Source organism: Streptomyces sp. NPDC001502, assembly GCF_042894785.1.
Lineage (GTDB): Bacteria > Actinomycetota > Actinomycetes > Streptomycetales > Streptomycetaceae > Streptomyces > Streptomyces kutzneri.
The window spans coordinates 121,110-145,842 of sequence record NZ_JBIAVW010000009.1 but is presented as its reverse complement, the minus strand read 5'-3'; the positions used below and the strand labels follow the sequence as shown (position 1 = coordinate 145,842).

At 73.1% G+C, this 24,733-nt stretch carries 19 protein-coding genes; 9 read left to right on the top strand and 10 right to left on the bottom strand.

Annotated elements, in window-relative coordinates; all coding sequences use genetic code 11:
• The first annotated feature begins 122 nt into the window (after positions 1-122).
• Positions 123-704: a hypothetical protein gene (locus ACFY0D_RS17865; protein WP_390799173.1), complete on the top strand. Its 582-nt coding sequence runs from the start codon at positions 123-125 to the stop codon at positions 702-704.
• Between the two features lie 359 nt (positions 705-1,063).
• Here ACFY0D_RS17865 and ACFY0D_RS17860 read toward each other — a convergent pair whose 3' ends face one another.
• Positions 1,064-2,635: a DUF6350 family protein gene (locus ACFY0D_RS17860; RefSeq protein ID WP_390799172.1), complete on the bottom strand. Its 1,572-nt coding sequence runs from the start codon at positions 2,633-2,635 to the stop codon at positions 1,064-1,066.
• 119 nt (positions 2,636-2,754) lie between these two features.
• Between ACFY0D_RS17860 and ACFY0D_RS17855 the strand changes: the two genes are divergently transcribed.
• Positions 2,755-4,029, top strand: a complete 1,275-nt coding sequence (locus ACFY0D_RS17855; protein WP_390799171.1) for an RNA polymerase sigma factor — start codon at positions 2,755-2,757, stop codon at positions 4,027-4,029.
• A gap of 71 nt (positions 4,030-4,100) precedes the next feature.
• Here the strand turns inward: ACFY0D_RS17855 and sucD are convergent, their stop codons facing one another.
• The 5 genes from sucD to ACFY0D_RS17830 all read right to left on the bottom strand — a co-directional run bounded on the left by sucD (position 4,101) and on the right by ACFY0D_RS17830 (position 11,209).
• Positions 4,101-4,988, bottom strand: coding sequence for a succinate--CoA ligase subunit alpha (gene sucD, locus ACFY0D_RS17850; protein WP_189733229.1), 888 nt, complete (start codon positions 4,986-4,988; stop codon positions 4,101-4,103).
• 21 nt (positions 4,989-5,009) lie between these two features.
• Positions 5,010-6,188 carry an ADP-forming succinate--CoA ligase subunit beta gene (gene sucC / locus ACFY0D_RS17845; protein ID WP_030389142.1) on the bottom strand — a complete coding sequence of 393 codons (1,179 nt, stop codon included), beginning with the start codon at positions 6,186-6,188 and terminating at the stop codon, positions 5,010-5,012.
• Between the two features lie 280 nt (positions 6,189-6,468).
• Complete coding sequence (locus ACFY0D_RS17840; RefSeq protein WP_390799170.1) at positions 6,469-7,638, bottom strand: VWA domain-containing protein; 1,170 nt, start codon at positions 7,636-7,638, stop codon at positions 6,469-6,471.
• A gap of 200 nt (positions 7,639-7,838) precedes the next feature.
• The gene (locus ACFY0D_RS17835; RefSeq protein WP_390799169.1) at positions 7,839-10,106 is read right to left on the bottom strand and encodes a DUF5682 family protein; all 2,268 of its coding nucleotides are present in this window, start codon (positions 10,104-10,106) and stop codon (positions 7,839-7,841) included.
• Positions 10,103-11,209: an AAA family ATPase gene (locus tag ACFY0D_RS17830; protein WP_389119612.1), complete on the bottom strand. Its 1,107-nt coding sequence runs from the start codon at positions 11,207-11,209 to the stop codon at positions 10,103-10,105. The genes ACFY0D_RS17835 and ACFY0D_RS17830 overlap by 4 nt, the downstream gene beginning before the upstream one ends.
• 134 nt (positions 11,210-11,343) lie before the next feature.
• On the opposite strand from ACFY0D_RS17830, the gene ACFY0D_RS17825 reads away from it, so the two are divergent.
• Both ACFY0D_RS17825 and ACFY0D_RS17820 read left to right on the top strand, forming a co-directional pair.
• Complete coding sequence (locus tag ACFY0D_RS17825) at positions 11,344-12,687, top strand: SWIM zinc finger family protein (protein ID WP_390799168.1); 1,344 nt, start codon at positions 11,344-11,346, stop codon at positions 12,685-12,687.
• 262 nt (positions 12,688-12,949) lie between these two features.
• A complete protein-coding gene (locus ACFY0D_RS17820; RefSeq protein WP_390799167.1) occupies positions 12,950-14,533 on the top strand; it encodes a DUF5691 domain-containing protein in 1,584 nt (527 codons plus the stop codon).
• 111 nt (positions 14,534-14,644) lie between these two features.
• Here ACFY0D_RS17820 and ACFY0D_RS17815 read toward each other — a convergent pair whose 3' ends face one another.
• Positions 14,645-15,046: a cobalamin B12-binding domain-containing protein gene (locus tag ACFY0D_RS17815; RefSeq protein ID WP_030012651.1), complete on the bottom strand. Its 402-nt coding sequence runs from the start codon at positions 15,044-15,046 to the stop codon at positions 14,645-14,647.
• A 174-nt stretch (positions 15,047-15,220) separates the two neighbouring features.
• Here ACFY0D_RS17815 and ACFY0D_RS17810 point away from each other — a divergent pair, with 174 nt between their 5' ends.
• Positions 15,221-16,000 carry an esterase/lipase family protein gene (locus tag ACFY0D_RS17810; protein WP_390799166.1) on the top strand — a complete coding sequence of 260 codons (780 nt, stop codon included), beginning with the start codon at positions 15,221-15,223 and terminating at the stop codon, positions 15,998-16,000.
• Between the two features lie 221 nt (positions 16,001-16,221).
• Complete coding sequence (locus tag ACFY0D_RS17805; RefSeq protein WP_390799165.1) at positions 16,222-17,796, top strand: M23 family metallopeptidase; 1,575 nt, start codon at positions 16,222-16,224, stop codon at positions 17,794-17,796.
• 146 nt (positions 17,797-17,942) lie between these two features.
• On the opposite strand, the gene pcrA is transcribed toward ACFY0D_RS17805, so the two are convergent.
• Both pcrA and ACFY0D_RS17795 read right to left on the bottom strand, forming a co-directional pair.
• Entirely contained in the window at positions 17,943-20,465 is a 2,523-nt protein-coding gene (gene pcrA / locus ACFY0D_RS17800) for a DNA helicase PcrA (RefSeq protein ID WP_390799164.1), read from the bottom strand.
• Positions 20,449-20,799: an ArsR/SmtB family transcription factor gene (locus ACFY0D_RS17795; protein ID WP_390799163.1), complete on the bottom strand. Its 351-nt coding sequence runs from the start codon at positions 20,797-20,799 to the stop codon at positions 20,449-20,451. Before ACFY0D_RS17795 ends, pcrA begins: the two co-directional genes overlap by 17 nt.
• Before the next feature lie 119 nt (positions 20,800-20,918).
• Between ACFY0D_RS17795 and ACFY0D_RS17790 the strand changes: the two genes are divergently transcribed.
• From ACFY0D_RS17790 to ACFY0D_RS17780, 3 genes are all read left to right on the top strand, one after another.
• On the top strand, positions 20,919-21,878 hold the full coding sequence (locus ACFY0D_RS17790) for an alpha/beta fold hydrolase (protein WP_390799162.1): 960 nt from the start codon (positions 20,919-20,921) through the stop codon (positions 21,876-21,878).
• A 26-nt stretch (positions 21,879-21,904) separates the two neighbouring features.
• Positions 21,905-22,258, top strand: a complete 354-nt coding sequence (locus tag ACFY0D_RS17785; RefSeq protein ID WP_351159954.1) for a hypothetical protein — start codon at positions 21,905-21,907, stop codon at positions 22,256-22,258.
• A gap of 143 nt (positions 22,259-22,401) precedes the next feature.
• The gene (locus tag ACFY0D_RS17780) at positions 22,402-23,499 is read left to right on the top strand and encodes an NlpC/P60 family protein (RefSeq protein ID WP_390799161.1); all 1,098 of its coding nucleotides are present in this window, start codon (positions 22,402-22,404) and stop codon (positions 23,497-23,499) included.
• A gap of 6 nt (positions 23,500-23,505) precedes the next feature.
• Here ACFY0D_RS17780 and ACFY0D_RS17775 read toward each other — a convergent pair whose 3' ends face one another.
• Positions 23,506-24,603: an NYN domain-containing protein gene (locus ACFY0D_RS17775; RefSeq protein WP_390799160.1), complete on the bottom strand. Its 1,098-nt coding sequence runs from the start codon at positions 24,601-24,603 to the stop codon at positions 23,506-23,508.
• Between the last annotated feature and the right edge of the window lie 130 nt (positions 24,604-24,733).

Here is a 24,733-nt window from a genome sequence, read left to right as displayed (position 1 = left end):
GACAGCCCCCGAGGGACGGGGGGACGGCCGGGCGGTAGCGTCTGGCGTACAAGCCGCAAACTGGCCTCACCTCGCCACGACGTCCCCGCGACGTCCATGACACAGGGGAAGAAACACACCCGATGCCGGACCGCCGTCAGCCCGACTCCCCCACCGACGACAACCCCTTCGCGGCTCCGCCGGAAGGCCGGCCCGACCAGCCGTGGCAGCCGCGCAGCGGTGGTGGCGGGAACGGCGACGGCCCGAAGGACTCGGACGGCCGGCGGGGACCGGCGCGCTGGGACCCGACGGACCCGATCCAGCGCCGCGCCCGCTACGCGCTGCTGGCCGGCATGTGGGGCTTCTTCTTCGGCATCTTCGGGATCCCGTCCATGGGGCTGCTGCTCGGGGCACTCGCCCTCTACTGGGGAATCAGCGCGCTGCGCGGCAAGCCCGCACCGGCGACCGCCGAGGGCGCCCCGGCGGCACCGGCCGGCCTGGACGCCCTGGGCCCCGCGGCCCGCCCCCAGCGCACCGCGGCGGTGAGCGGCCTGGTCACGGCCTCACTGGCGATCCTGCTGGCGTTCAGCTCGTACGCCCTGCAGCTCGCCTACAAGGACTTCTACGTCTGCCGCGACGACGCCCTCACCAAGTCGGCGGAACTCCAGTGCAACACCCTCCTCCCGGACAACCTGGTGGGCGACGTCCTGAAGGTCCGCCAGTAGACCTCCGACCAGGGGCCGTTCCAGCCCCGCCGCCATTTCAGGCGCGGGGCCCGGGGCGGAACCCCAGCAGAGGCGCCGCACCTTCTCACCCTCGCCGGCGCTTCAGGCACGGGGCCCGGGGCTGAACCCCGGCAACGGCGCCGCACCTTCTCAGCCCCGCCGGCGTTTGAGGCGCGGGGCCCGGGGCGGAACCCCGGCAGCGGCGCCGCACCCTCTCAGCCTCACCGGCATTTCAGGCGCGGGGCCCGGGGCGGAACCCCGGCAACGGCGCCGCACCTTCTCAGCCCCGCCGGCGTTTGAGGCGCGGGGTCTGGGGCGGAGCCCCAGCAGCGGCGCCGCACCCGCCCCACCCGAACGGCCTACTCCGGTGGCGGCTTCCGCCGGGCCAGCACCCGCGCCCCAACCACCGGCGGAGCCAACGGTGCTGACACCGCCTCGGCCGGCTCGGCCGGCTTCGCCAGCAGGCCCGGATCCAGATCCAGCCCGGACACCACGGTCACGGCCCGCCGCCGCACCACCGCCGGCGGCACGGGCGGCACGGGCGGCACCGGTGAGATATCCGGAATCAGCGCCCCCGCAGCCTTCCGCATCGCCGCCCACCGCATCTCCCGCACCCCGCTGTCGTGCCACCTGTCGTCCACGGCCACCGCGTCATCGGCATCCAGGGCGGACGGCCCGATGGCCGGGCGGGTCCGCCACGCGTGCACCGCCACCGCCAGCGGCACGGCCAGTACCGCCGTCCAGGCGAAGGCCGCCACCCCGGTGGTCCACCACACCGGCCCGAATTCCGACAGCCGCCGCGAGCCCAGCGGCCCCGCCGAGGCCGCCGCGAGCCCGGTCATCGCCAGACCGCACACCACCGCGCCGAGGGCCGCCGTGAGCGCGGTCTCCCCGTACGAGACCTCGCGTGCCCGGCGTACCGCGAACCAGCCCACCGCGAGCCCGGCGACCACCGGAACCCCGGCGACCGCCCAGGTCAGCGGGGTCCCCGGCCCCTCGGCCGGGAGCGCCGCCAGCAGCGGGAAGCGGGGCAGTCCCGGCGCGCCCGGGAAGCCGAGCGGGGTGGCCGTGGCGTCGGCGCCCAGGGCGAAGCCGGGCCCGAGCGCGTAAGCCGCTCCCCAGACCATGGCGTTGGGGATCAGGGTGAGCGCGAGCAGCAGCACGGCGAAGCGGCCCGACCAGACCCCGGTCAGCGACAGGAAGGAGGCCTGGACCTCGGCGCCGTGCCATGCGAGCGAGGCGCCGACGACGAGCGCGCCGCCGCCCAGGAGCACCAGGGCACCGCCCGCGCCCGCCCGGAGCGCCAGCGCGTAACGGGGGCGCACGACAGCCTTCCGCACGCCCCCGGGCAGCCAGGACGGCAGCGGCCCGAGCGGACGCCCCCGGGCCCCCCACACCCCGGCGGCGGCGGCGAGTACGGCCACCAGTGGGATGTGCCAGGCCGCGCTGATGGGGTCGGCCGACATGGGGCCGCCGGCGGCGTACACCGTGACGAGGGCCCCGACGGCGAGATATCCGCAGAGCACGGCCGAGAACACGGCTCCGGCGGGCAGCACCTCCTCGTCGTCCTCCTCGGCGGCGCTCCCCAGCCGTGCGGCCCGCCGCATGAGCAGCACGGGCAGCACGACGAGGAGCAGGGGCGTCATTCCCACGGGTGCGGGGACGCCGGACAGGGTGTCGTAGCGCACCAGCTCGGTCCCGTGGGCGAGCAGCCACAGCCCGGCGGCCAGGTGCAGGGCCCCGCCGGGGCCGCTGTCGGGATAGGGGGAGCTGATCCACAGCACGATGACGAGCACGGCGAGGAAGCCGAGCCCGAGTCCGGCCGCCACGGCGCCGCCCACGACGCATGCGGCGGCGGCCGGTGAACGGCGCCGCACGCCGGCTCGCGGGGCCGCTGACAACGGGGTCCCGCGTTCGGTCACTTGGGTCACCCCGCCATGGTGCCAACGACACGCGCTATGGACGGGTAACAGGCGAATGCCCGTGGTGTCGCTCAATATACGTTTATGTACTTTTTCGCCCAGAGCGGCCGGTTCGCGGGGAGTGTGGCATGACACGAAGCGTCGAGACGACCTCCTCAGAGGACTCGGAGCTGAGCCTGCCCGCCCCCAAGGAGCGCCGCAGACTGCGCGAGGCGGCGGAACTGACGCACGATGAGGTCGCCGCGGCCGTGGGGGTCACCGCGGCGACCATCCGCTCCTGGGAATCGGGCCGCACGGCCCCCCGCGGGCGCAAGCGCGACCTGTACACGCAGTTCCTGGCGCGCCTGGCGGCCCCGCCGCAGGACGCCGGTCCCGCCGGGGCGCCCGGGGAGGCGAAGACGGCCAGGGCGGCGGAGGAACCCGCCGCGGACCCACCCGCCGCGGGCCCGCCCGTCCCGGACGGACCGACCACGGTCGGAACGGCCTCGGACGGACCGACCGTGGACGGACCGGCCGCGGGCGCGCAGGCCGCGGACGGGCAGGCCGAGCCCGGTGAGCTCCCCGCCGAGGACCCCGCAAGGGCCCTGGTATCGGGACCTGCCGAGGCCTTCGACGCCCTCTACGTTCACGCCGCCCGCGACCTCGCCCGGCAGGCCTACCTGCTCACCGGCCGCCGGGCACTCGCCCTAGAGGCCGTGGAGAAGGCCTTCGTCCAGGCCTGGGACCGGTGGCCCGAGGTGGCCACCGACCCGGACCCGGTGGGCTGGGTGCGCGCGATCGTGTACGAGTACGCGCTCTCGCCCTGGCACCGGTTCCGGCGCGCCCACCGCCATCTCGACAAGCCGCCCGCCGAGCCCGCCGACCGGATCCTGCTCGACGCCCTGCTCTCGCTGTCCCCCGCGAACCGCCGTACCGTCCTGCTCTACGACGGCGTCGGCCTCGACCTCCCCGACACCGCGGCCGAGACCGAGGCCACCACGCCCACGGCGGGCAACCGGCTCGTGCACGCGCACGCCGACCTCGCCGACCGGCTCCCCGAACTGGCCGACGTACCGCTCGAAAAGCAGTCGGCGCTGCTGCGCGACCTGTTCACCGCGCTGCGACCGGCCGTCGACCTCGATCCGCGTCCGGCGGCCGCCGTCCGCGGCGGCGGCGAGCGGCGCACCCGGCTGTGGACCCGCGCGACCCTCAGCCTGACGGCGATGATCGCCGTCTCGACGGCCTACACGCTCATGACAGCGCCCACCCACTACGAGCCCCCGCTGGCCCCCGGCGAGAGCGTCTCCGGCGTGCCCCCGCTCGCCGGCCCCCAGCAGCTCACCGAACGGAGCAGGAAGCTCCACGACAAGCTGCTCGCCGACCCGGAGGCCGGACCGGCGCGGATCGCCCCGAAGGTCGAATGAGAACGGGCATGGGAACGGGCGTGGCCCGCACCCCCAGGGGGGGTGCGGGCCACGCCCGTGCGATGTCGCGCTTACTTGGCGGCGAGGATCTCGCGCGCCAGCTTCGCGGTCTCGGTCGGCGTCTTGCCGACCTTCACGCCGGCGGCCTCAAGGGCCTCCTTCTTGGCCTGCGCGGTACCGGAGGAGCCGGAGACGATGGCGCCCGCGTGGCCCATGGTCTTGCCCTCGGGGGCGGTGAAGCCCGCGACGTAGCCGACGACCGGCTTGGTGACGTTCTTCGCGATGAAGTCCGCCGCACGCTCCTCGGCGTCGCCGCCGATCTCGCCGATCATGACGATCAGCTCGGTGTCCGGGTCGGCCTCGAAGGCCTCCAGGGCGTCGATGTGCGTGGTGCCGATGACCGGGTCGCCACCGATGCCGACGGCGGAGGTGAAGCCGATGTCACGGAGCTCGTACATCATCTGGTAGGTCAGCGTGCCCGACTTGGACACGAGACCGATCTTGCCGGGCTTGGTGATGTCGCCCGGGATGATGCCGGCGTTGGACTGGCCGGGGGTGATCAGACCCGGGCAGTTCGGGCCGATGATCCGGGTCTTGTTGCCCTTGGCGGTCGCGTACGCCCAGAAGGCGGCGGAGTCGTGCACCGCGATGCCCTCGGTGATGACGACGGCCAGCGGGATCTCGGCGTCGATCGCCTCGACCACGGCGGCCTTGGCGAAGGCCGGCGGGACGAAGAGGACGGAGACGTTGGCGCCCGTCTTCTCCATCGCCTCGGCGACGGAGCCGAAGACCGGGACCTCGGTGCCGTCGAAGTCGACGGTGGTGCCGGCCTTGCGCGGGTTCACGCCGCCGACGATGTTGGTGCCGTCAGCCAGCATCAGCTTGGTGTGCTTCATGCCCGTGGCACCGGTCATGCCCTGGACGATGACCTTGCTGTCCTTGTTGAGGAAGATAGCCATGTGAGTCTGTGACCTCTGCCCTTACTTCGCAGCCGCGAGCTCGGCGGCCTTGTCGGCCGCGCCGTCCATGGTGTCCACGCGCTGGACCAGCGGGTGGTTGGCGTCCGAGAGGATCTTGCGACCCAGCTCGGCGTTGTTGCCGTCGAGACGGACGACCAGCGGCTTGGTGACCGCCTCGCCCTTGTCCGCGAGCAGCTGCAGCGCCTGGACGATGCCGTTGGCGACCTCGTCACAGGCGGTGATGCCACCGAAGACGTTGACGAAGACGGACTTGACGTCCGGGTCGCCGAGGATGATCTCAAGGCCGTTGGCCATGACGGCGGCGGAGGCGCCACCGCCGATGTCCAGGAAGTTGGCGGGCTTGACGCCACCGTGGTTCTCGCCGGCGTAGGCGACGACGTCGAGGGTGCTCATGACGAGACCCGCGCCGTTGCCGATGATGCCGACCTCACCGTCGAGCTTGACGTAGTTGAGGTTCTTCGCCTTGGCGGCGGCCTCAAGCGGGTTCGCGGCCGCGTGGTCCACGAACTCCTCGTGACCCGGCTGGCGGAACTCGGCGTTCTCGTCGAGCGAGACCTTGCCGTCGAGCGCGATGACGTCGCCGTTGGCGACCTTCGCGAGCGGGTTGACCTCGACGAGGAGCGCGTCCTCGGCGATGAAGGTCGCCCACAGGGTCACGAGGACCTCGGCGACCTTCTCGGCGACCTCGGCCGGGAACTGCGCCAGCGCGACGATCTCGCGGGCCTTCTCGATGGTCACGCCCTCGTTGGCGTTCACCGGGACCTTGGCGAGCTTCTCCGGGGTCTCCTCGGCGACCTGCTCGATGTCCATGCCGCCCGCGACGGACGCCATGGCGAGGAAGGTGCGGTTGGTCCGGTCGAGGAGGTACGAGACGTAGTACTCCTCCAGGATCTCCGGAGCCGTCTCGGCGATCATCACCTTGTGGACCGTGTGGCCCTTGATGTCCATGCCGAGGATGTCCGTCGCCCGGGCGACGGCCTCGTCCGGGGTGGCGGCCAGCTTCACGCCGCCGGCCTTGCCGCGGCCGCCGACCTTCACCTGCGCCTTGACGACCGACTTGCCGCCCAGCCGCTCGGTGGCCTCGCGAGCCGCCTCAGGCGTGTCGATGACTTCACCGGCCAGCACCGGTACACCGTGCTTGGCGAAGAGGTCCCTCGCCTGGTACTCGAACAGGTCCACGCGCGTCCGTCCCTTGTCTTTTTAAAGATTCGCAGTGATTCGCGGTTGTCTGCTATCTGCGTGGGCGTGCCGCGGAGGGCAACGTGACGGCGCTGTCACAAGGAAGGCGCACACGGTGACCGTGGACGCGGCATGTCCGTCCCGCAGGTTATCCCCGAGGGACGTGGGTCCCTAAATCGCAGATCACACCTGAGCGGTGATACCTGTCACAGATCGCCTCACGGTTGAACTGGAAGTTCGTGTGATTCACCGATTCACAGCAAAGGCCGGGACGCGGCCGTCAGGGGATCGGCAGGGGGCGGTTCTCCAGCGCCGCGGCCATCACCTCCGGGAACAGGTCGGGGGTGCAGGCGAAGGCCGGGGCCCCCAGCGCCGCAAGGGCTGCGGCGTGCTCGCGGTCGTAGGCCGGGGCCCCCTCGTCGGACAGGGCCAGCAGGGTCACGAACTCGACGCCCGCCGCCTTCATCGCGGCGACCCGCTTCAGCATCTCGTTGCGGATACCGCCTTCGTAGAGATCGCTGATCAGGACGACGACGGTGTCGGCGGGCCGGGTGATCTTCGACTGGCAGTAGGCGAGAGCGCGGTTGATGTCGGTGCCACCGCCCAATTGGGTGCCGAAGAGGACGTCGACCGGGTCGTCGAGCTGGTCGGTCAGGTCGACGATCGCGGTGTCGAAGACGACCAGACGGGTGGCGATCGAGCGCATCGAGGCGAGGACCGCGCCGAAAACGGAGGCGTAGACGACGGAGGCCGCCATCGAACCCGACTGGTCGATGCAGAGGATCACCTCCTTCTTCACCGATTGCGCCGCCCGGCCGTAGCCGATCAGCCGCTCGGGGACGACGGTGCGGTACTCGGGCAGGTAGTTCTTGAGATTGGCCCGGATCGTGCGGTTCCAGTCGATGTCGTGGTGGCGCGGGCGGCTGATCCGTGCGGACCGGTCCAGGGCGCCCGTCAGCGTCGCCCGGGTCCGCGCCGCGAGCTTCTTCTCCAGCTGCTCGACGACCTTGCGGACCACGGCCCGCGCCGTCTCCTTCGTCGTCTCGGGCATCGCCTTGTTGAGGGAGAGCAGGGTGCCGACGAGGTGCACGTCCGGTTCGACGGCCTCCAGCATCTCCGGCTCAAGCAGCAGGGCGGCCAGGCCCAGCCGCTCGATGGCGTCGCGCTGCATGACCTGGACCACGGAGCTCGGGAAGTACGTACGGATGTCCCCCAGCCAGCGGGCCACGTTCGGCGCGGACCCGCCGAGCCCGGCCGACCGCGCCCCCGATGTCCTGCGGGACCCCGCCTCGCCGCCCCCGCCGTACAGCGCGCCGAGCGCGGCGTCCATCGCCGCGTCCCGCCCGGCCAGCGCGCACCCAGTGCCGTCGGCCTCGCCCCCGCCGAGCACCATCCGCCACCGCCGCAGCCGCTCGTCTCCGGCCGTGCCCATGTTGTCCGTACCGCTCATCCGTCCGTCCCCCTCCACTCGTCGTGTCCACGTGGGCTGTTCCATCCGGCCCCGCTCATCCAGCCCCGCCGCGCCGATCCAGCCCCGCCGGCGTTCGAGGCGCTCTTTTCAGCCCCGCCGACGTTCGAGGCGCTCTTTTCAGCCCCGCCGGCGTTTGAGGCGCGGGGTCCGGGGCGGAGCCCCGGCAACGGACCGGCACCTCACCCGGCAAGCAGCATCCGCACCAGCCCGACCACCGCGTCCGCCCGCTCCGGATCCAGCTCCGGGGCGAAACCCGCCGGAGCCGAGCCACCGGGCACCGGGGCCGCGGAACCGCCCGGCCCGCGCCGCACCAGCTCGCCCAGGGTCCGCTTCACGCCCGGCTCGTACGCCCCGAACGTCCGCCGCAGCAGCGGCAGCACATCGGTGAACGCCCGCTCCGGCACCCCCACCAGCCAGGTGTCGATCAGGCCCAGCAGCCGGTCGTCGTGGACCAGCAGCGTGCCCCCGCCCGAACTCCCGCCCGCGAAGCCCTCGATCCAGCCCGCCGCATCGGCCGGGGAGGACGCCGGGGACAGGGCGAGCCCCATCAGCCGGGCCGTCTCCTCGGCCGGCAGCCGCCCGTCGTCGAGGAGCAGCCGGGCCGCCCGGCCGCGGATCAGGCCGGGCACGGTGTCCCGGCCGGCCAGCGTGGCGAGCACCGCGGACCAGCGCTCCCGCAGCCCTTCGTCGGCGTCCGCCAGCAGGCCGATCGCCCCGTGCACCCCGTCCACGTGCCCGCGCATCTCCGCCGCCGCGTCGGCGTCCAGGCCGGCCGTGCAGGCCGACGGCAGCGCCACGCATATCCGCTCGGCGAGCCCGGCCGCCACGGCGCCGAGCGCCGTCGCGTCGGTGCCCCGGACGTCCCCGTACCGCAGCGAACGGGCCAGGGCCGGCAGGGCCTTGGCGAGCCGCGCCACGTCGGTGTCCAGCGCGGCCCGGTCGGCGAGGGCCCGCAGTACGGCGGGCAGCGCCTGCGCGAGCCCGGCCAGCAGGCACTGTTCGGCCAGGGCGGTCACCTCGCCCAGTTCCCCGGCCCCGGCGGCGTCCGCCTCGGCCTTGGCGGTGGCCGCCCCGAGGACGGTGGTCCCCCATATGCCGGCCTCGGCGATCCGCACCGACAGCTCCGGCTCCCACCGCAGCCGCCAGGTCTCCCGGAAGGTTCCGGTGCCGGCCCGGGAGGCGGCCGGTGTGCCCCAGGCGATGCCGAGCAGCCGCAGCCGGTGCAGCAGCAGGGACTTCGCCGTGTCGGTGTCCTTGCGCAGGTCCAGTTCCAGCTCGCGGTCCTGCGCCTCGGCCTTGAGCCGCAGCGTGCGCTGCTGTCGCGTCAGGTCGCGCTGGAGGGGTACGACGGGGGCTCCGTCCGGGACCTCACCGAGCACGTCGCCGACGACGAGCCGGTCCTCGATCAGTGCGAGCGGTATGTCGGAGCCGTCGCACATCACCGCCCGGACCGCTTCCAGCGTCTCCGTCAGGCCGGCCAGCGGCCGGCCCCGCATCGCTGCGAGGGTCTCGGCCAGCCGGACCGCCTCGATGACGTGCGCCGAGGAGACCTGCCGGTCCTCCTCGCGCAGCAGGCCGGCGACCTTGGTCAGCCAGCGCTCGACGGGCCGGTCCCGGGCGGAGAAGAGGTGGGCGTACCAGCCGGGCGAGGTGATCCCCGCTCCGTACCCGCCGGCCCGGGCGAGCCTGCGGTGGGTCCAGGGCACCCAGGTGGTCTCCACCTTGACCTTGGGCAGGCCGCTCAGCAGGGCCTTGTCGGCGGCCACGGTGGCCTTGGCCCGCAGCGCGGGGACGTGCCAGGCTCCGCACACCACGGCGTAGGCGTCGCCGAACTCCCGGCGGGCGGCCCGCATCCGCTGGCGCATGTACGCCTCGCGCACCAGGTCGCGCCGGTGGCCCCCGTCGCCGTACGCCTCGCGCAGGGCTCCCATGGCCTCCCCGAGCGCCTCGAAGGCACCGAGCACATCCTCCCGTGCGCCCCCGGCGCCGCGGTGCTCGACCACGTCCTCCCACCAGCGCTCGGGGTCGTCGTACCCGGCGGTCTCGGCCAGCACGGCCAGGGGGTCCAGCCGGACGGCGTCCGGCTCGGTCCCTTGCGGCTCCTCCCCTCCGGCGGCGAGCGAGTGCGCTGCCGGGAGGTCGATGAACCGGACCGGGACGTCGTGCTCCTGGGCCCAGCGGATGGCCACCCATTCGGGTGAGAACCCGGCCAGCGGCCAGAACGCGGCCCGGCCCGTATCGTCCGCCGCGTGCGCGAGGAGCGCGACGGGCGGCCGCATCCCCTCCGCGGCGGCGAACGGCAGCAGCGCGTCCCCCTCGGGCGGGCCCTCGATCAGCACCGCCTCGGGCCGGGCTGCCTCCAGGGCCGCCCGGACGGCACGGGCCGAGCCGGGCCCGTGGTGCCGTACGCCCAGCAGCAGCGGGCCCTTCACCGGGCTCGGGCTCATACGGTCACCTCCCGGCAGGCCCGGTAGAAGTCCTTCCAGCCGTCGCGCTCGCGGACCACGGCCTCCAGGTACTCCTGCCAGACCACCTTGTCGGCCGCCGGGTCGCGGACCACGGCGCCGAGGATCCCGGCGGCCACGTCGGAGGGGCGCAGCACGCCGTCCCCGAAGTGGGCGGCCAGGGCCAGGCCGCCGGTGACGACGGAGATGGCCTCGGCGGTGGACAGGGTGCCGCTGGGCGACTTCACCTTCGTACGGCCGTCGTCGGTGACGCCGTCGCGCAGCTCGCGGAAGACGGTGACGACGCGGCGGATCTCCTCCAGGCCTTCGGGGGCGGCCGGCAGGTCGAGGGCGCGGCCCATCTGGTCGACGCGGCGGGCGACGATGTCGACCTCGGCGTCGGCGGTGGCGGGCAGGGGCAGCACCACGGTGTTGAAGCGGCGGCGCAGCGCGCTGGAGAGCTCGTTCACCCCGCGGTCGCGGTCGTTGGCGGTGGCGATGAGGTTGAAGCCGCGCACGGCCTGTACCTCTTCGCCGAGCTCCGGTATCGGGAGGGTCTTCTCGGACAGGACGGTGATGAGGGTGTCCTGGACGTCGGCGGGGATGCGGGTGAGCTCCTCGACGCGGGCGGTCATGCCGTCGGCCATGGCCCGCATGACGGGGCTGGGGACGAGCGCCTCGCGGCTGGGGCCGTGGGCGAGCAGCCGGGCGTAGTTCCATCCGTACCGGATGGCTTCCTCGGGTGTGCCCGCGGTGCCCTGGACGAGGAGGGTGGAGTCTCCGCTGACGGCGGCCGCGAGGTGTTCGGACACCCAGGTCTTGGCGGTTCCGGGGACGCCCAGCAGGAGCAGGGCGCGGTCGGTGGCCAGGGTGGTGACGGCTACTTCGACGATGCGGCGCGGCCCCACGTACTTGGGTGTGATCACCGTGCCGTCGTCGAGCGTGCCGCCGAGCAGGTACGTGGCGACGGCCCACGGGGAGAGCTTCCAGCGGGTCGGTCGGGGTCGGTCGTCGGCGGCCGCCAGGGCTTTCAGTTCGTGTGCGAAGGCATCTTCGGCATGCGGTCGCAGAGCCTCTGCTCGCTGCTCGTTCCCGTGCATGGTCATGGTCCCCCTCCAAAGCTCGGCAGCCGCTCCCGACTGCTGACTCCACGGTGCACCACGCCACTGACAACGGACCCTGCCGATAGCGTTGTTGCTGGTCAGAGCGATTGTCAGTGGCGGTCTCTACGGTGGTTCACATGACTGATCAGGGGGACCGCTGGACAGCGGAACAGGTACTGGATCTGGCTCCTGACGATGCCTCACGCAAGGCGGGGGGCAGACTCGGCGGGGCGGGGCCGTGGTTGCAGATCGGAGGTTCCGCTTCCGGTTCGGTATGGGGGTTGTGCAAGGGCAGCGGCAGCAAGCCGTACCGCACGGTCGTGGACCTGACGGGCCCCGCGTACAAGTGCTCCTGCCCGAGCCGGAAGTTCCCCTGCAAGCACGCGCTGGGGCTGTTGCTGCTCTGGTCGGCGGAGGGGGTCGGCGAGCCGGGCGAGGCTCCGGAGTGGGCCGCGCAGTGGCTGGCGGACCGGGCGGCCAAGGCCGCCCGGCCGCCCGGCGGGAGGGCCGCGCCGGCCGACGAGGAGGGGGCCCGGAAGCGGGCCGAGCGGCGGGCGGCTCGCGTCGGCGCGGGCGTCACCGAGCTGGAGCAGCGGCTGGCCGATCTGCTGCGTGGCGGCCTCGCGGGCCAGGAGCAGGCGGGATACGCGGGATGGGAGGAGACGGCGGCCCGCATGGTCGACGCCCAGGCACCCGGACTGGCCGGAAGGGTACGGGAGTTGGGGACGATACCCAGTTGCGGCCCCGGCTGGCCCGCCCGGATGCTGGAGGAGGCGGCGCTGCTGCACCTGCTCGACCGGGCATGGCTGGGGGTGGCCGGGCTGCCGGAAGAGCTGGCGGCGACGGTGCGCAGCCGCGTGGGACTGCCGGCCTCCGGGGAGGGGGAGGCCGTACGGGACCGGTGGCTGGTGCTCGCCCAGTACGACACGGTGTCGCCGGACGGCCGGCTCACCACCCGCCGGATATGGCTGCGCGGGCTGGCGGGCGGGCGGCCCGCTCTGGTGCTGGACTTCGGACCGCCGGGGCGGCCACCGGGGCTGGCTCTGCCGGTGGGGCTGGTGCTGGAGGCGGAGATGCGCTTCCGGCCCGGGTCGGCGGGGCTGCGGGCGGACCTCGGTGAGAGGTTCGCGGCAGCCGTGCCGTGCGCGGAGGTTCCGGCCGGGGTGAGCACGGGGGCGGCTCTGGAGGCGTACGGGGCGGCGTTGCGGCAGGACCCGTGGCTGGAGTCCTGGCCGGTGGTGCTCGGTCCGGTGGTTCCGATACCGGGAGAGCTCGGCTGGCAGCTGGCGGACGCGGAGGGCACCTCCGCCCTGCCGGTGCCCCTCACCGGGGGCGGCGGCCGCTCCCGCGGGGGGCTGTGGCAGCTGGCGGCGTTGTCGGGCGGGGGCCCGGTGACGGTGTTCGGCGAGTGCGGCCACCGCGGCTTCACCCCTCTGACGGCCTGGCAGCCGGACTCGACCGAGCCCGTCGCCCTGTCCTGATCAGGAGCGGAGAAAAGCAAACACATCGCAGGGGGCCTGGGGGGTCCTGTGCCGTCACACAGGGCGGCGAGACGTACGGCGCCGGGGGGCGCCGCACGAGAAACGACGACGAGCCGGGGGGCTTGCATGAACGACAACCACGCCAGCTGAACGCGAGCAGGCAGACGGGGACACCGACAGCTCCGGTCCCGTGGAGGGGGCGGGACCGGAGCCCATGACACGACCGACGACGAGCGACGACGAGCGACGAGGGAGGGGCCCGATGGACAAGGCCGACGAGGGGTACGGGGAGTGGGAGGAGCTGGTCGCCGCCGCGCTGCTGGGCACCGAGCGGCGCCGGGGCGGGGGCCCGGCGGGCTCACCGGAGGCGCTGCTGGACGCGGCGGCCGTGCACACCGTACGGCGCCGGGCCGGGCTGCTTCCGGCCGAGGCCGGGCCGCGCCCGGAGCCCGCGCCCCGGGACCCCCGGCCCGCGCCGCCGGAGGCAGCCGGCCGCAGGCTCGCGCAGTTGCTGGCCGGCCGCGGCGGCCCGGTCAACGGCGGCGGGCGGCGCGGGACCGCCCCGGACCTGACGGAGCTGCTGCCGCAGTGGCTGGCCGCCGCCGCGCGGCACGGATACCGCTCGCCGGCCGCGCTCGTACCGGCACTGCTGGACGCGGCCCGGGCCCGTACGGACCTGCGGCCGCAGGCTCTGGCCCTGGCCGGGACGCGGGGGCTGTGGCTGGCGCGGATGAATCCGGACTGGCGGTTCGCCCTGCGCGGCGGTTCGGGCGGTGCCGGGGAACTGCCGGAGGTGACGGACCGGTTGGCGGTGGAACGGCTGTGGCAGGAGGGGCTGTTCGCGGAGCGGGTGGCCCTGCTCGGGGCCGTCCGGGCCCACGAGGCGGCGGCCGCGCCGCGGCTGCTGACGACGACCTGGGCCACCGAACGGGCCGAGGACCGGCTGATGTTCCTCGATTCGCTGAGGGTGGGGCTGTCGGAGGGGGACGAGCCCTTCCTGGAGGCGGCGCTGGGTGACCGAAGCCGCAATGTCCGCGCCACGGCCGCCGAACTGCTGTCGGCGCTTCCGACCTCGGCGCTGGCCGGGCGGATGGCGGAGCGCGCGCTGGCCTGCGTAGGCCCCGAGGGGGTGACTCCGCCGGCCGAGTGCGACGCGGGGATGCTCCGCGACGGGGTGGTCAAGCGGCCGCCCGCCGGGCGCGGGGAGCGGGCCTGGTGGCTCGGTCAGTTGGTGGAGGCGGCGCCGCTGTCGTGCTGGCGGGAGCGGTTCGGGGGGCTCGGCCCGGCGGAGATAGTGGCGCTGCCGGTGGCCGCGGGCGACGGCTGGACGGAGGAGCTGCACGCGGCGTGGTGCCGGGCCGCCGTGCGCCAGCGCGACGCGCCGTGGTCTCGGGCGCTGCTCGGCCCGGCGTCCGCGCCGCCCGCGGCGGGTCCGGGCACGGCCTCGCTCGCGGAGCGGGCCAAGCTGCTGGAGACCCTCCCGCACGCGGAGCGGGCGGAGTGGGTCGCGGAGTTCATACGGGCCCACGGGCTGTCGGAGGCCTTCCAGCTGCTCGGGGTGTGCGTCGTGCCATGGGCGGGAGCGCTGGGCCGGGCGGTCGTGGACGCGCTGGACACCGCCCGCGACGCGGGCAGCTACCCGTGGAGCTTCAGCGGGGTGATGGGCCTGGCCGAGCGCTGCCTCGATCCCGCGGAAGCGGGCCGGCTGGAGGCCCTGACCACGGCCGCGGAGGACCTGCCGGACGCGGCCCCCGGCGCGGCCGCGTACTGGGCCGAGGCGTTCCAGCGGCTCGTCTCGACCCTTCGCCTCCGCGCGGCAATGCTGTCCGAACTGGCCCCGGCCTAGCCCCTGCGGGGGGGGGCTCGGCCGGGACCCGAAGCCCGGGGCTCCGCCCTGGACCCCGCGCCTCAAACGCTGGCGAGGCCGGATGTACGCGAGGCTGCGGGCCGCCGGAGGCTACTGGCGGACGTGGGCGCGGACCCACTCCACGATGGCGGTCGTCGTCGCGCCCGGCGTGAAGATCTCGGCGACGCCCTTCTCCTTCAGAGGGGCGATGTCGTCCTCCGGGATGATGCCGCCGCCGAAGACCTTGATGTCCTCCGCGTCGCGCTCCTTGAGGAGTTCCAGCACGCGCGCGAAGAGCGTGTTGTGGGCGCCGGAGAGGATCGAGAGGCCGATGGCGTCGGCGTCCTCCTGGATGGCGGTGTCCACGATCTGCTCGGGGGTCTGGTGGAGGCCGGTGTAGATGACCTCCATGCCCGCGTCCCGCAGCGCCCGCGCGATCACCTTGGCCCCGCGGTCGTGGCCGTCGAGACCCGGCTTGGCCACCACCACACGGATCGGACCGGTCACACCCATCGCACTGCCTCCCGAGTGAACGAACGTTAAGTACAGCATCGCGCACGCCACCGTTTCGCGGTCAATCACGAGGGGGAAATCACACGTGGGACGGCATTGCGCCACCGTGCCGACAGCCGCACGGCACGGTGGTGCGAGCGCCGCGGTCCCGCAGAGGCTCAGGGGAGGCCGTCGATGGGGCTGCTCATACCCATGTCCATGCCCTTGTCCGGTGCCGCGCTGCGGGCCGGCGTGCTTGAGGTGGTGGTGTTCGGCGGACACCTCCTGCTGTATCCCACCGGAGTGTGCCAGGAGAAGGTCACCACCCGCCCGCCGGCGACACGGCCGCCGGTCCTCCTTCTCCACGGGTTCACCGACAACCGGTCCGTCTTCGTCCTGCTGCGCCGCGCCCTCGGGGCCGGAGGCCGGCACGTGGAGGCGTACAACTACTCGCCCTTCACGCTCGATCTGCGCGTCACCGCCCGCCATCTCGCCCGGCGTGTCGAGGAGCTGTGCGAGCGCACCGGACAGGAACGGGTGGATCTGGTCGGGCACAGCCTGGGCGGTCTGGTCGGCCGCTACTACGTGCAGCGGCTCGGCGGCGACACCCGGGTCCGGACGCTCGTCACCCTCGGCACCCCGCATTCCGGCACCCGGGTCGCCCCCTTCATGGACGCGCACCCGCTGATCCGGCAGATACGGCCGGACTCCGAGGTGATGACCGAGCTCGCCGCGCCCGCGCCCGGCTGTGCCACCCGATGCGTGGCGTTCTGGAGCGAGTTCGACGCGATCATGACCCCGGCCGGGACGGCGCGGATCGAGCACCCGGATCTATGTGTGGAAAATGTGCAGGTCACCGGCATCGGACATCTGGCGCTGCCCGCCCATCCCGCCGTGATCGCGGCGGTCCGGCGCACCCTCGAAGGACCCGGCCTGGCCGCCGTCACGGGCTCGGACACCGCCTCCGTCGCCTAGCCGACGAGCGACCGGCAGTCGAACTAATTTCGAACTCAAGGCCAAGGGTCCGCATTTCGGCGACCGAAAGACGGCCGAATGCCCGGTTCCGGAGATCTGAGGTCCCGGCGAAGATTGTCGATGCGAGTAACCGCCGGGTACAGTCACGCCACTGCTCTCCTCCGGTGAACCTTGAGTTCCCGGCCACCCAGGCCCCCACTGCCGAGGCGAAAGAGAAGTTGGTGAACGACCGCCCCACGTCGGGCCAGTATCCGGATGCCGGGTACGACGGCCTCTCCACCACCGCTTTCGCTGGTGACTCGACCTACGTTTCCTACGAAACGCAGGGCCAGGGGGTCAACTACGCCGCCTACGGCTCCTACGACACCGGCGCGTACGACACCACCGCGTGGGCCTCGCAGGACAGTTACCTGTCCACGATCCCGACCCAGGCCGCCCCCGAGGACACCACCGGGAGCTGGGACGCGAGCGCCTGGAACACGCCGAGCGCGGACTACTCCGGCTATGCGCAGTACCAGCAGCCCTCCTTCGGCTACGACACCTCCGGCGAGCAGACCGGTCACTGGGCGATGCCGGGCTACGGCACCACCGGCACCGAGACCGGAGCCTACGACGCCACCGCCTGGAACACCGTCGCCGAGACCCCGGCCCAGCCCGAGGCCGCCTACGCGTACGAGTACCAGGCCGCGCCCCAGCCCGAGCCCGCGCCGCAGGAGTACACGTACCAGGCGACCTCCGTCGGCTACGCCTACGAGGCCACCCAGGCCGTCACCATCGACTCCGGGCACCAGAGCGGATTCGAGACCGGTTTCGAGACCGGGACGGACACGTACACGGACACGTACACCGAGACCGCCGTCTTCGAGTCGCTCTCCGACGAAACGCCGCAGGTCCACGAGGCACCCGAGCCGCCCGAGGTCCACGACCTCCCCACCCAGGCCATGCCCGTGACCTCGGCTCCGCGCTCCGCGCGCCGGACCGCCGCCAAGGGCAACGGCAAGGCCGGCACCGGCTCCAAGGCGAGCAGCAGCACCGGCGCCGGCGCCGGCGGCAGCAGCCGTCGCCGCAACCCGGCGAAGCGTTCCGCCCTGCTGACCGTGGCCGTGCCCTCGGCCTGCGTGATGGGTGTCGCGGGCGTCGCGGCCGCCTCCGTCGGCGGCCTCACCGGCACCGACCGGCCCGCCGAGGAGCCCACCACGATGGCCGCGCCCGACCCGGCCTCGGTGAAACCGGTCGCGGCGAACACCAAGCTCGACACTCAACTGGTCGCGCTCAGCGCCGACGCGGGCGACTTCGCGGACCGCGCGAGCCGCACGCAGGAGCGCATCGACCTGCGCGAGCGCCAGGAAGAGGAAAAGAAGAAGAAGGCGGAGGAGGCCGCGGCCAAGGAGGCCGCCCGCCCCAAGTTCGCCATCCCCGTCGAGCAGCACGGCCTGAGCGCCAACTTCGGCCAGGCCGGCGGCATGTGGATGTCGGTGCACACCGGCATCGACTTCCCGGTCTCCTACGGGACACCGGTCATGTCGGCCACGGACGGCACCGTGCGCACGCAGTACAACAGCGCCTACGGGAACATGGCGATAGTGACCGCCCCCGACGGCACCGAGACCTGGTACTGCCACCTCAGTTCCACCAAGATCCGCGGCGGCAAGGTCAAGGCGGGCGAGGTCATCGCCTACTCGGGCAACTCCGGCAACTCCACCGGCCCGCACCTCCACTTCGAGGTCCGGCCCGGCGGCGGATCCGCGATCGACCCCCTGCCCTGGCTCCGCAGCCACGGCCTGGACCCGACGTAACCGCCCCACCCATCCCCCGGCGCAGCAGCCCGGCGAAACCCCCGGCGTAACCGCGCCACGCAATCCCCCGGCGTAACCGCGCCACGCAATCCCCCGGCGTAACCGCCGCGCGGCCCGAAGGCCGCGCGGCCGCCCGCCGTCCCGTCCTACAGCTTCTGCACCGGCGCGTATCGCAGCAGCAGCCGCTTGGGCTTGTCGTCCCCGAAGTCGATGGTGGCCTGCGCGTCCGCGCCCGCTCCCTTGACCTCCATGACGGTGCCGAGCCCGAACTGGTCGTGCGTGACCCGGTCCCCGACCACCAGGGCGATGACCGGCTTGTCGGCGGCCCGCCGCGTCGCGAATCCGGACGGGCCCGACTTCGTACGCGACGAGGACAGGAACGCCTCCGGCGAGGTGCCGAACGTCGCCTTGCCCGATCCGGACGACGACGACCCGTACCCCGAGCTCCGCATCGGACCGGCCGGCTTCTGCGTCGCACCCGTCCGCTTCCACTGGAGGTACTCCGCCGGAATCTCCTCCAGGAACCGCGACGGCGGGTTGTACGAGGGCGTGCCCCACGCGCTGCGCATGCTGGAGCGGGTCAGGTACAACCGCTCGCGCGCCCGCGTGATGCCGACGTACGCGAGGCGGCGCTCCTCCTCAAGCTCCTTGGTCTGGCCCAGCGCCCGCATGTGCGGGAAGACCCCGTCCTCCATGCCGGTCAGGAAGACCACCGGGAATTCGAGGCCCTTGGCGGTGTGCAGGGTCATCAGCGTGATGACGCCCGTGCCCTCGGTGTCCTCGTCCGGGATCTGGTCGGAGTCGGCGACGAGCGCGACCTGCTCCAGGAACTCGGCCAGGGTGCCGGACCCGGGAGCCGGGGCCCCGGTCTCCGCGGCCTCGGCCGCCGCGGCCTCCCGCGCCTGCTCGAACTCCAGCGCCACGGCCGCGAGCTCCTGCAGGTTCTCGATGCGCGTCTCGTCCTGCGGGTCGGTCGACGCCTGGAGTTCGGCGAGGTAGCCGGTCCGCTCCAGCACCGCCTCCAGCACCACCGCCGGACCCGCGCCCGAGTCGACGATCGTGCGCAGCTCCTCCATCAGCACGTTGAACCGCTTCACCGCGTTGGTGGAGCGCGCGGCCATGCCGAAGGCCTCGTCCACACGGCGCAGCGCCTGCGGGAAGGTGATCTTCTCGCGCATCGCGAGGGCGTCGATCATCGCCTCGGCGCGCTCGCCGATGCCGCGCTTGGGCACGTTCAGGATGCGCCGCAGCGGGACGTTGTCCTCCGGGTTCGCCAGGACACGCAGGTACGCGAGGACGTCGCGGACCTCCTTGCGCTCGTAGAAGCGGACGCCGCCGACGACCTTGTAGGGCAGTCCGACCCGGATGAAGATCTCCTCGAACACGCGGGACTGCGCGTTGGTCCGGTAGAAGATCGCGACGTCGCCCGCCTTGGCGTCGCCCGCGTCCGTCAGCCGGTCGATCTCGTCGGCGACGAACTGGGCCTCGTCGTGCTCGGTGTCCGCGACGTATCCGGTGATGACGGCGCCGGTGCCGGCCTGGGTCCACAGGTTCTTGGCGCGGCGGTTCTCGTTGCGCTCGATGACCGCGTTGGCCGCGGAGAGGATCGTCTGGGTGGAGCGGTAGTTCTGCTCCAGCAGGATCGTCGTCGCGTCCTTGTAGTCCTCCTCGAACTGGAGGATGTTGCGGATGGTCGCGCCGCGGAAGGCGTAGATCGACTGGTCGGCGTCACCCACCACGCACAGCTCGGCCGGGGGCAGGTCCGGGTAGCCGGTGCCGACGAGCTCGCGCACCAGCGTGTACTGGGCGTGGTTGGTGTCCTGGTACTCGTCGACGAGGACGTGCCGGAAGCGGCGCCGGTAGTGCTCGGCGACGTCCGGGAACGCCTGGAGCAGGTGGACCGTGGTCATGATGATGTCGTCGAAGTCGAGGGCGTTGGCCTCGCGCAGCCGCCCCTGGTACATCGCGTACGCCTGGGCGAGGGTCTTCTCGAAGCCGTCGACGGCCTGGTCGGCGAAGGCCTCCTCGTCGATCAGCTCGTTCTTCAGGTTCGAGATCTTGGCGTTGAAGGCCTTCGGCGGGAACTTCTTCGGGTCCAGGTCCAGGTCGCGGCAGACGAGGGCCATCAGGCGCTTCGAGTCGGCCGCGTCGTAGATCGAGAACGAGGAGGTGAAGCCGAGCCGCTTGGACTCGCGGCGCAGGATGCGCACGCACGCACTGTGGAAGGTGGAGACCCACATGGCGTTCGCGCGCGGGCCGACCAGACCCTCGACGCGCTCCTTCATCTCACCGGCGGCCTTGTTGGTGAAGGTGATCGCCAGGATCTGACCGGGGTGGACGTTCCGCGCGGACAGCAGGTGTCCGATGCGGTGGGTCAGCACCCGGGTCTTGCCGGAGCCGGCGCCGGCCACGATGAGCAGCGGCGAGCCCGCGTGCACCACGGCCGCGCGCTGCTCCTCGTTGAGCCCGTCCAGGAGCGTCGCCGGGTCGATGACGGGCCTGGGGGCGCCGTCCCGGTAGTACGCGTCCCCGCTCATGGGTACGTCGAACCGCCCCCCGAAGAGATCGTCCGCGCCCGCTTCGGGGGCGGCGTGGTCCTCGGGCGGCGGCGGGACCTCGTCGGAGGGGGTGAGGTCCGCCAGGAAACTGTCGTCAAAGAGGCTGCTCATCGCATTCCGAGTCTAGGGGGCGGGACCGACAGGCCAGCACGAGTTCGAGCAGACCGGGGAAACGGAGCTCCAGGTCCTCGCGGCGCAGCGCGAGGAAGAGCTTGCGGCCCTGGGGGCGCTGGCAGATCACGCCGCTCTCGCGCAGCGTCTTGAGGTGGTGCGTGACGCTGGAGCGGGGCAGGTCGGGGACGACCTCGCCGCAGAACACCTCCTCGCCGGAGGACAGCTTGCGGACGATCTCCAGCCGGACGGGGTGTCCGAGCGCCGCCAGGACCTCGACCAGCTCGATGCGGGCGGCGGCGGGGTGGGTCGGCTCGGCGGCGGTGGCAGGCATGACCCCACTGTACGCAGATCTCGTACGGACATTGCCAAACCATTCGAAGATCTCGTACAGTCCACTCGTCCAACCGTACGAAATCTTCGAACGGTCAACGCCGCCAGGACGGAACCGCCATGCCCCAGCTCACCACCGCCCAGCTCACCACCGCCCAGCTCACCGCCACCCAGCTCACCGCCACCGCCCAGCTCACCACCGCCCCGCTCGACGACGCCGCCCTGGCCGCCTCCCTCGACGGGGGCTTCACCAGCCGCCACGCCGAGGTCAACGGCACACGGCTGCACTACGTGGAGGGCGGCAGCGGCACACCGCTCGTCCTCCTCGGCGGCTGGCCGCAGACCTGGTGGCAGTGGCACAAGGTGCTGCCGGCCCTGGCCCGCCGGTACCGGGTGATCGCCGTCGACCTGCGCGGCATGGGCGGCTCCGCCAAGCCCGACACCGGCTACGACAAGAAGACGATGGCCGCCGACGTCCACGCCCTCCTCGGGCACCTCTCGATCGGATCGGCGCACTTCGCCGGGCACGACATCGGCGCGATGGTCGCCTACGCCCACGCCGCCAACCACCCGGACGCCACCCGCCGGCTCGCCCTTCTCGACGTCTCGCACCCCGAGGAGGCCTGGGCGCAGATGCCCCTGTTGCCCAGCCCCGGGCTCCGCCACCTGTGGTGGTTCGCCTTCAACCAGGTGCCGGGCCTGCCCGAGCAGCTCCTCGCCGGCCGCTACCGCGTGCTGCTGGACTGGCTGTTCGCGGCCATGACCGCCGACCCCGCCGCCATCGACGACCACTCCCGCGCGGTGTACGCCCGCGCGTACGACTCCCCGGACGCGATCCGGGCCGGCAACGCCTGGTACCAGGCGTTCCGCCAGGACATCGACGACCTCGCCGGCTACTCCCCCGTGACCACCCCGCTGCTCGCGCTCGGCGGCGAGCACAGCAACTACGAACGCCTGCTCGCCGCGGTTCCGGCGCTCGGCACCGACACCCGGGTCGTCCGCGTCGACGGCAGCGGCCACTACCTCCCGGAGGAGCGGCCGGAGTTCGTCACGGCCGAACTGACCCGCTTCTTCGGCTGACCGGGCCGCCTCGTACGCTCGACGCCATGGACGTACTCATCGATGTCTTCGTCGGCCTGCACATCATCGGAATCGCCTCGCTCCTCGGCGGCTTCCTGACCCAGATGAAGGCGATGAGCGCGGGCACCGCCCGTTTCACGCCCGCCATGCTGCACGGCGCGCTCACCATGCTCGTCACCGGCGTACTCCTGGTCGGCTTCAACCAGATGGCCGGGGACCCCGTCAACAACGTCAAGGTCGGGGTGAAGCTCGCGATCCTCTTCGTGATCCTCTGCCTCGTCTACGTCAAGCGCGACGAGGAGCACGTGGACAAGGCGCTGTTCGGCGCGGTCGGCGGGCTGACCGTGATCAACATCTTCATCGCCGTTCTCTGGCACTGACCCACACCGGAACGATCCACTCCGATCCTCGGCGGCCAGCTCCGGTCGTATCGGGCCACTTACGATCATCTCGTCATCCGCCCGTTACCTCCGGGTCTAGCGTCCTCCTCCAAGCACCGACAGAGGAAGGACGTGAGGCCCTCGTGGCCAGTCATCGAAAGCCCAGGCAGCGCCCGCTCTCCGGCGGCCCGGTACGGACGACCGCCGCCACCCTCGCCCTCGCGGGCGCTGCCACCGCCACCGTCTTCGAAGGCACCTCCCAGGCCGACCCCCGGCCCACCCCCGCCCAGATCAAGTCGGAGGTGGACCGGCTCTACGAGGAGGCCGAGGCGGCGACCGAGCAGTACAACGGGGCGAAGGAACAAGCGGACGAGGCCGAACGCGCGCTGACCGGACTGCGCGAGGAGACCGCCCGCAAGACCGACCAGCTCAACACCGCCCGCAGCGCACTCGGAACGCTCGCCGCCTCCCAGTACCGCAGCGGGTCCCTGGGCACCGCCGTCCAGCTCGCGCTGGCCTCCGACCCGCAGGAGTACCTCTCCCAGGCCGCCTTCATCGCCCGCGCCGGGGACCGCAACGCCGCCGGGGTCACCACCGTGCGCCGCCGGCTCGACGAGGTCGGCAAGCTCCGCGAACAGGCCGCCGGGCGGCTCGCGGACCTGCGCTCCCGGCAGGACGAACTCGCCGGGCACAAGGCCGTGATCGAGGAGAAGCTCACCACCGCCAAGAACCTGCTGGCCCGGCTCACCGCCGAGGAGCGGGCCGCCTACGAGGCCCGGTCGCCCGGCGGTCCGGCCGCCGCGCCCGCCGCGTCCGCCGCGTCCGCCGCGCCCGCCGGGTCCGCCGCGTCCGCCGCGTCCAAGGGCAGCACGCCCCCGCCCCCGGCCGACGGTTCGCGCGCTGCCCGCGCCGTGGCCTTCGCGTACGGGGCGATCGGCAAGCCGTACGTCTGGGGCGCGACGGGCCCGGGGTCCTTCGACTGCTCCGGCCTGACCCAGGCGGCCTGGCGCTCGGCAGGAGTCTCCCTGCCCCGCACCACCTACACCCAGATCAACGCCGGCCGGCGCGTGTCCCGCGACCAGCTGGCCCCCGGCGACCTGGTGTTCTTCTACTCCGGGGTCACCCACGTCGGCCTCTACGTCGGCAACGGCCAGATGGTCCACGCCCCGCGCCCCGGGTCGACGGTCCGGCTGGCGCCGATCGACTCCATGCCCTGGGCCGGCGCCTCCCGCCCCGCCTAAGCAGCCTCAGCCGCGGGCGCAGTGCCCACAGGTCCCGCGCCGGCGGAAGTAGTAGCCGAGGGTGGCGGCGCCCAGCGCGGCTCCCCACACCACCCAGAGCATCGCCGGGTAGTTGGTCCCCCAGCCGAAGGGCTGGTCCCCGCCCCGGATCATCTGGAGGCCGCCGGGGATCAGCACCACGGCCACGAGCAGGGCCGGGACGATCGCGGTGGCGAGCGCGACCGGCCTGCCCGCCTTGAACGGCACCCACCGCGGCCAGACCTCGCCCCAGCGCGCGACCAGCCCGTGCGTCAGCACGCCGCCGACGGTCGACGCGATCGCGAGGCCCAGCCCGATCCCGAGCATGCCCGGGGTGTCCTGCATGTCCTTGAGGAACGCGTCGGTGATGCCCATCGGGTAGCCGAGGAACCAGGCCACCCGGGTCACGTCGTACGGGATGCTCGACAGCACGGCGATCAGTACGGCCCTGCGCCCCCAGCGAGCCGCCGACTCCGGTGCGGTCCAGGCCGCGGCCCGGCCTCCGCGCCCGCAGTGCGCGCACAGTCCGCGGGTGCGCCGCTGGTACGCCAGCACGGCCAGGGTCCAGAGCACACCGCCCACGAACAGGATGAGCAGGTTGTCCCGGTGCCAGTAGAGGATCTCGCCGACGCCGCCCTGCGGGCCGGGCACCCCGGTGAAGGCGAACACCACGAGCAGGGGCGCGAAGGCGACCACGGCGATCAGCGTGTAGTCCTGCAGGGCCACCGTGAGCGCGAGGGCCTGCGCCCAGCCGAAGCCGAGCAGGAACCACCGCGCGGCGCGGCCGCCCACCGGGCGGCGTGCCATGAGGACCCCGCAGACCGCCCCCGCGAGGCCGAGTGCCGCGATGACCGGGCTCACGACGGCGGCCGGGCTCGGTTCGAGGACGGATCCGGTCGAGCGGTCCCCGGGGACCGGCCCGAACGGGTAACCGGCGCCGCCCAGGGCCCAGTACAGTCCGGCCAGTCCGTAGGCGAGGGACCACACGGCCGCCGCGTACGGGGCCCAGTGGGGCCAGCCCGACCACCACCGGCGGCGCACCGCCGCCTGGTCCTGCACGTTCCTGCTGCTCACCGCGTGTGCCATGGCCCTGATCCCCCTTGGATTCCGTCCTGGGACCAGACTCCCGGCCGGCCGCCGCCGGGCACATCGGCCGACCGGCAGAGATCGGCGGCGGGCTCTGCGGGGGCCGTCTGCCGATCGGCAGACGCAGGGC

Bases quoted from the DNA above. Each gene is read 5' to 3' on its own strand.
- ACFY0D_RS17865 (WP_390799173.1), top strand. From the start codon at position 123: ATGCCGGACCGCCGTCAGCCCGACTCCCCCACCGACGACAACCCCTTC.
- ACFY0D_RS17855 (WP_390799171.1), top strand. From the start codon at position 2,755: ATGACACGAAGCGTCGAGACGACCTCCTCAGAGGACTCGGAGCTGAGC.
- sucD (WP_189733229.1), bottom strand. From the start codon at position 4,988: ATGGCTATCTTCCTCAACAAGGACAGCAAGGTCATCGTCCAGGGCATG.
- ACFY0D_RS17840 (WP_390799170.1), bottom strand. From the start codon at position 7,638: ATGAGCGGTACGGACAACATGGGCACGGCCGGAGACGAGCGGCTGCGG.
- ACFY0D_RS17835 (WP_390799169.1), bottom strand. From the start codon at position 10,106: ATGAGCCCGAGCCCGGTGAAGGGCCCGCTGCTGCTGGGCGTACGGCAC.
- ACFY0D_RS17830 (WP_389119612.1), bottom strand. From the start codon at position 11,209: ATGACCATGCACGGGAACGAGCAGCGAGCAGAGGCTCTGCGACCGCAT.
- ACFY0D_RS17825 (WP_390799168.1), top strand. From the start codon at position 11,344: ATGACTGATCAGGGGGACCGCTGGACAGCGGAACAGGTACTGGATCTG.
- ACFY0D_RS17820 (WP_390799167.1), top strand. From the start codon at position 12,950: ATGGACAAGGCCGACGAGGGGTACGGGGAGTGGGAGGAGCTGGTCGCC.
- ACFY0D_RS17815 (WP_030012651.1), bottom strand. From the start codon at position 15,046: ATGGGTGTGACCGGTCCGATCCGTGTGGTGGTGGCCAAGCCGGGTCTC.
- ACFY0D_RS17810 (WP_390799166.1), top strand. From the start codon at position 15,221: ATGGGGCTGCTCATACCCATGTCCATGCCCTTGTCCGGTGCCGCGCTG.
- pcrA (WP_390799164.1), bottom strand. From the start codon at position 20,465: ATGAGCAGCCTCTTTGACGACAGTTTCCTGGCGGACCTCACCCCCTCC.
- ACFY0D_RS17795 (WP_390799163.1), bottom strand. From the start codon at position 20,799: ATGCCTGCCACCGCCGCCGAGCCGACCCACCCCGCCGCCGCCCGCATC.
- ACFY0D_RS17790 (WP_390799162.1), top strand. From the start codon at position 20,919: ATGCCCCAGCTCACCACCGCCCAGCTCACCACCGCCCAGCTCACCGCC.
- ACFY0D_RS17785 (WP_351159954.1), top strand. From the start codon at position 21,905: ATGGACGTACTCATCGATGTCTTCGTCGGCCTGCACATCATCGGAATC.
- ACFY0D_RS17775 (WP_390799160.1), bottom strand. From the start codon at position 24,603: ATGGCACACGCGGTGAGCAGCAGGAACGTGCAGGACCAGGCGGCGGTG.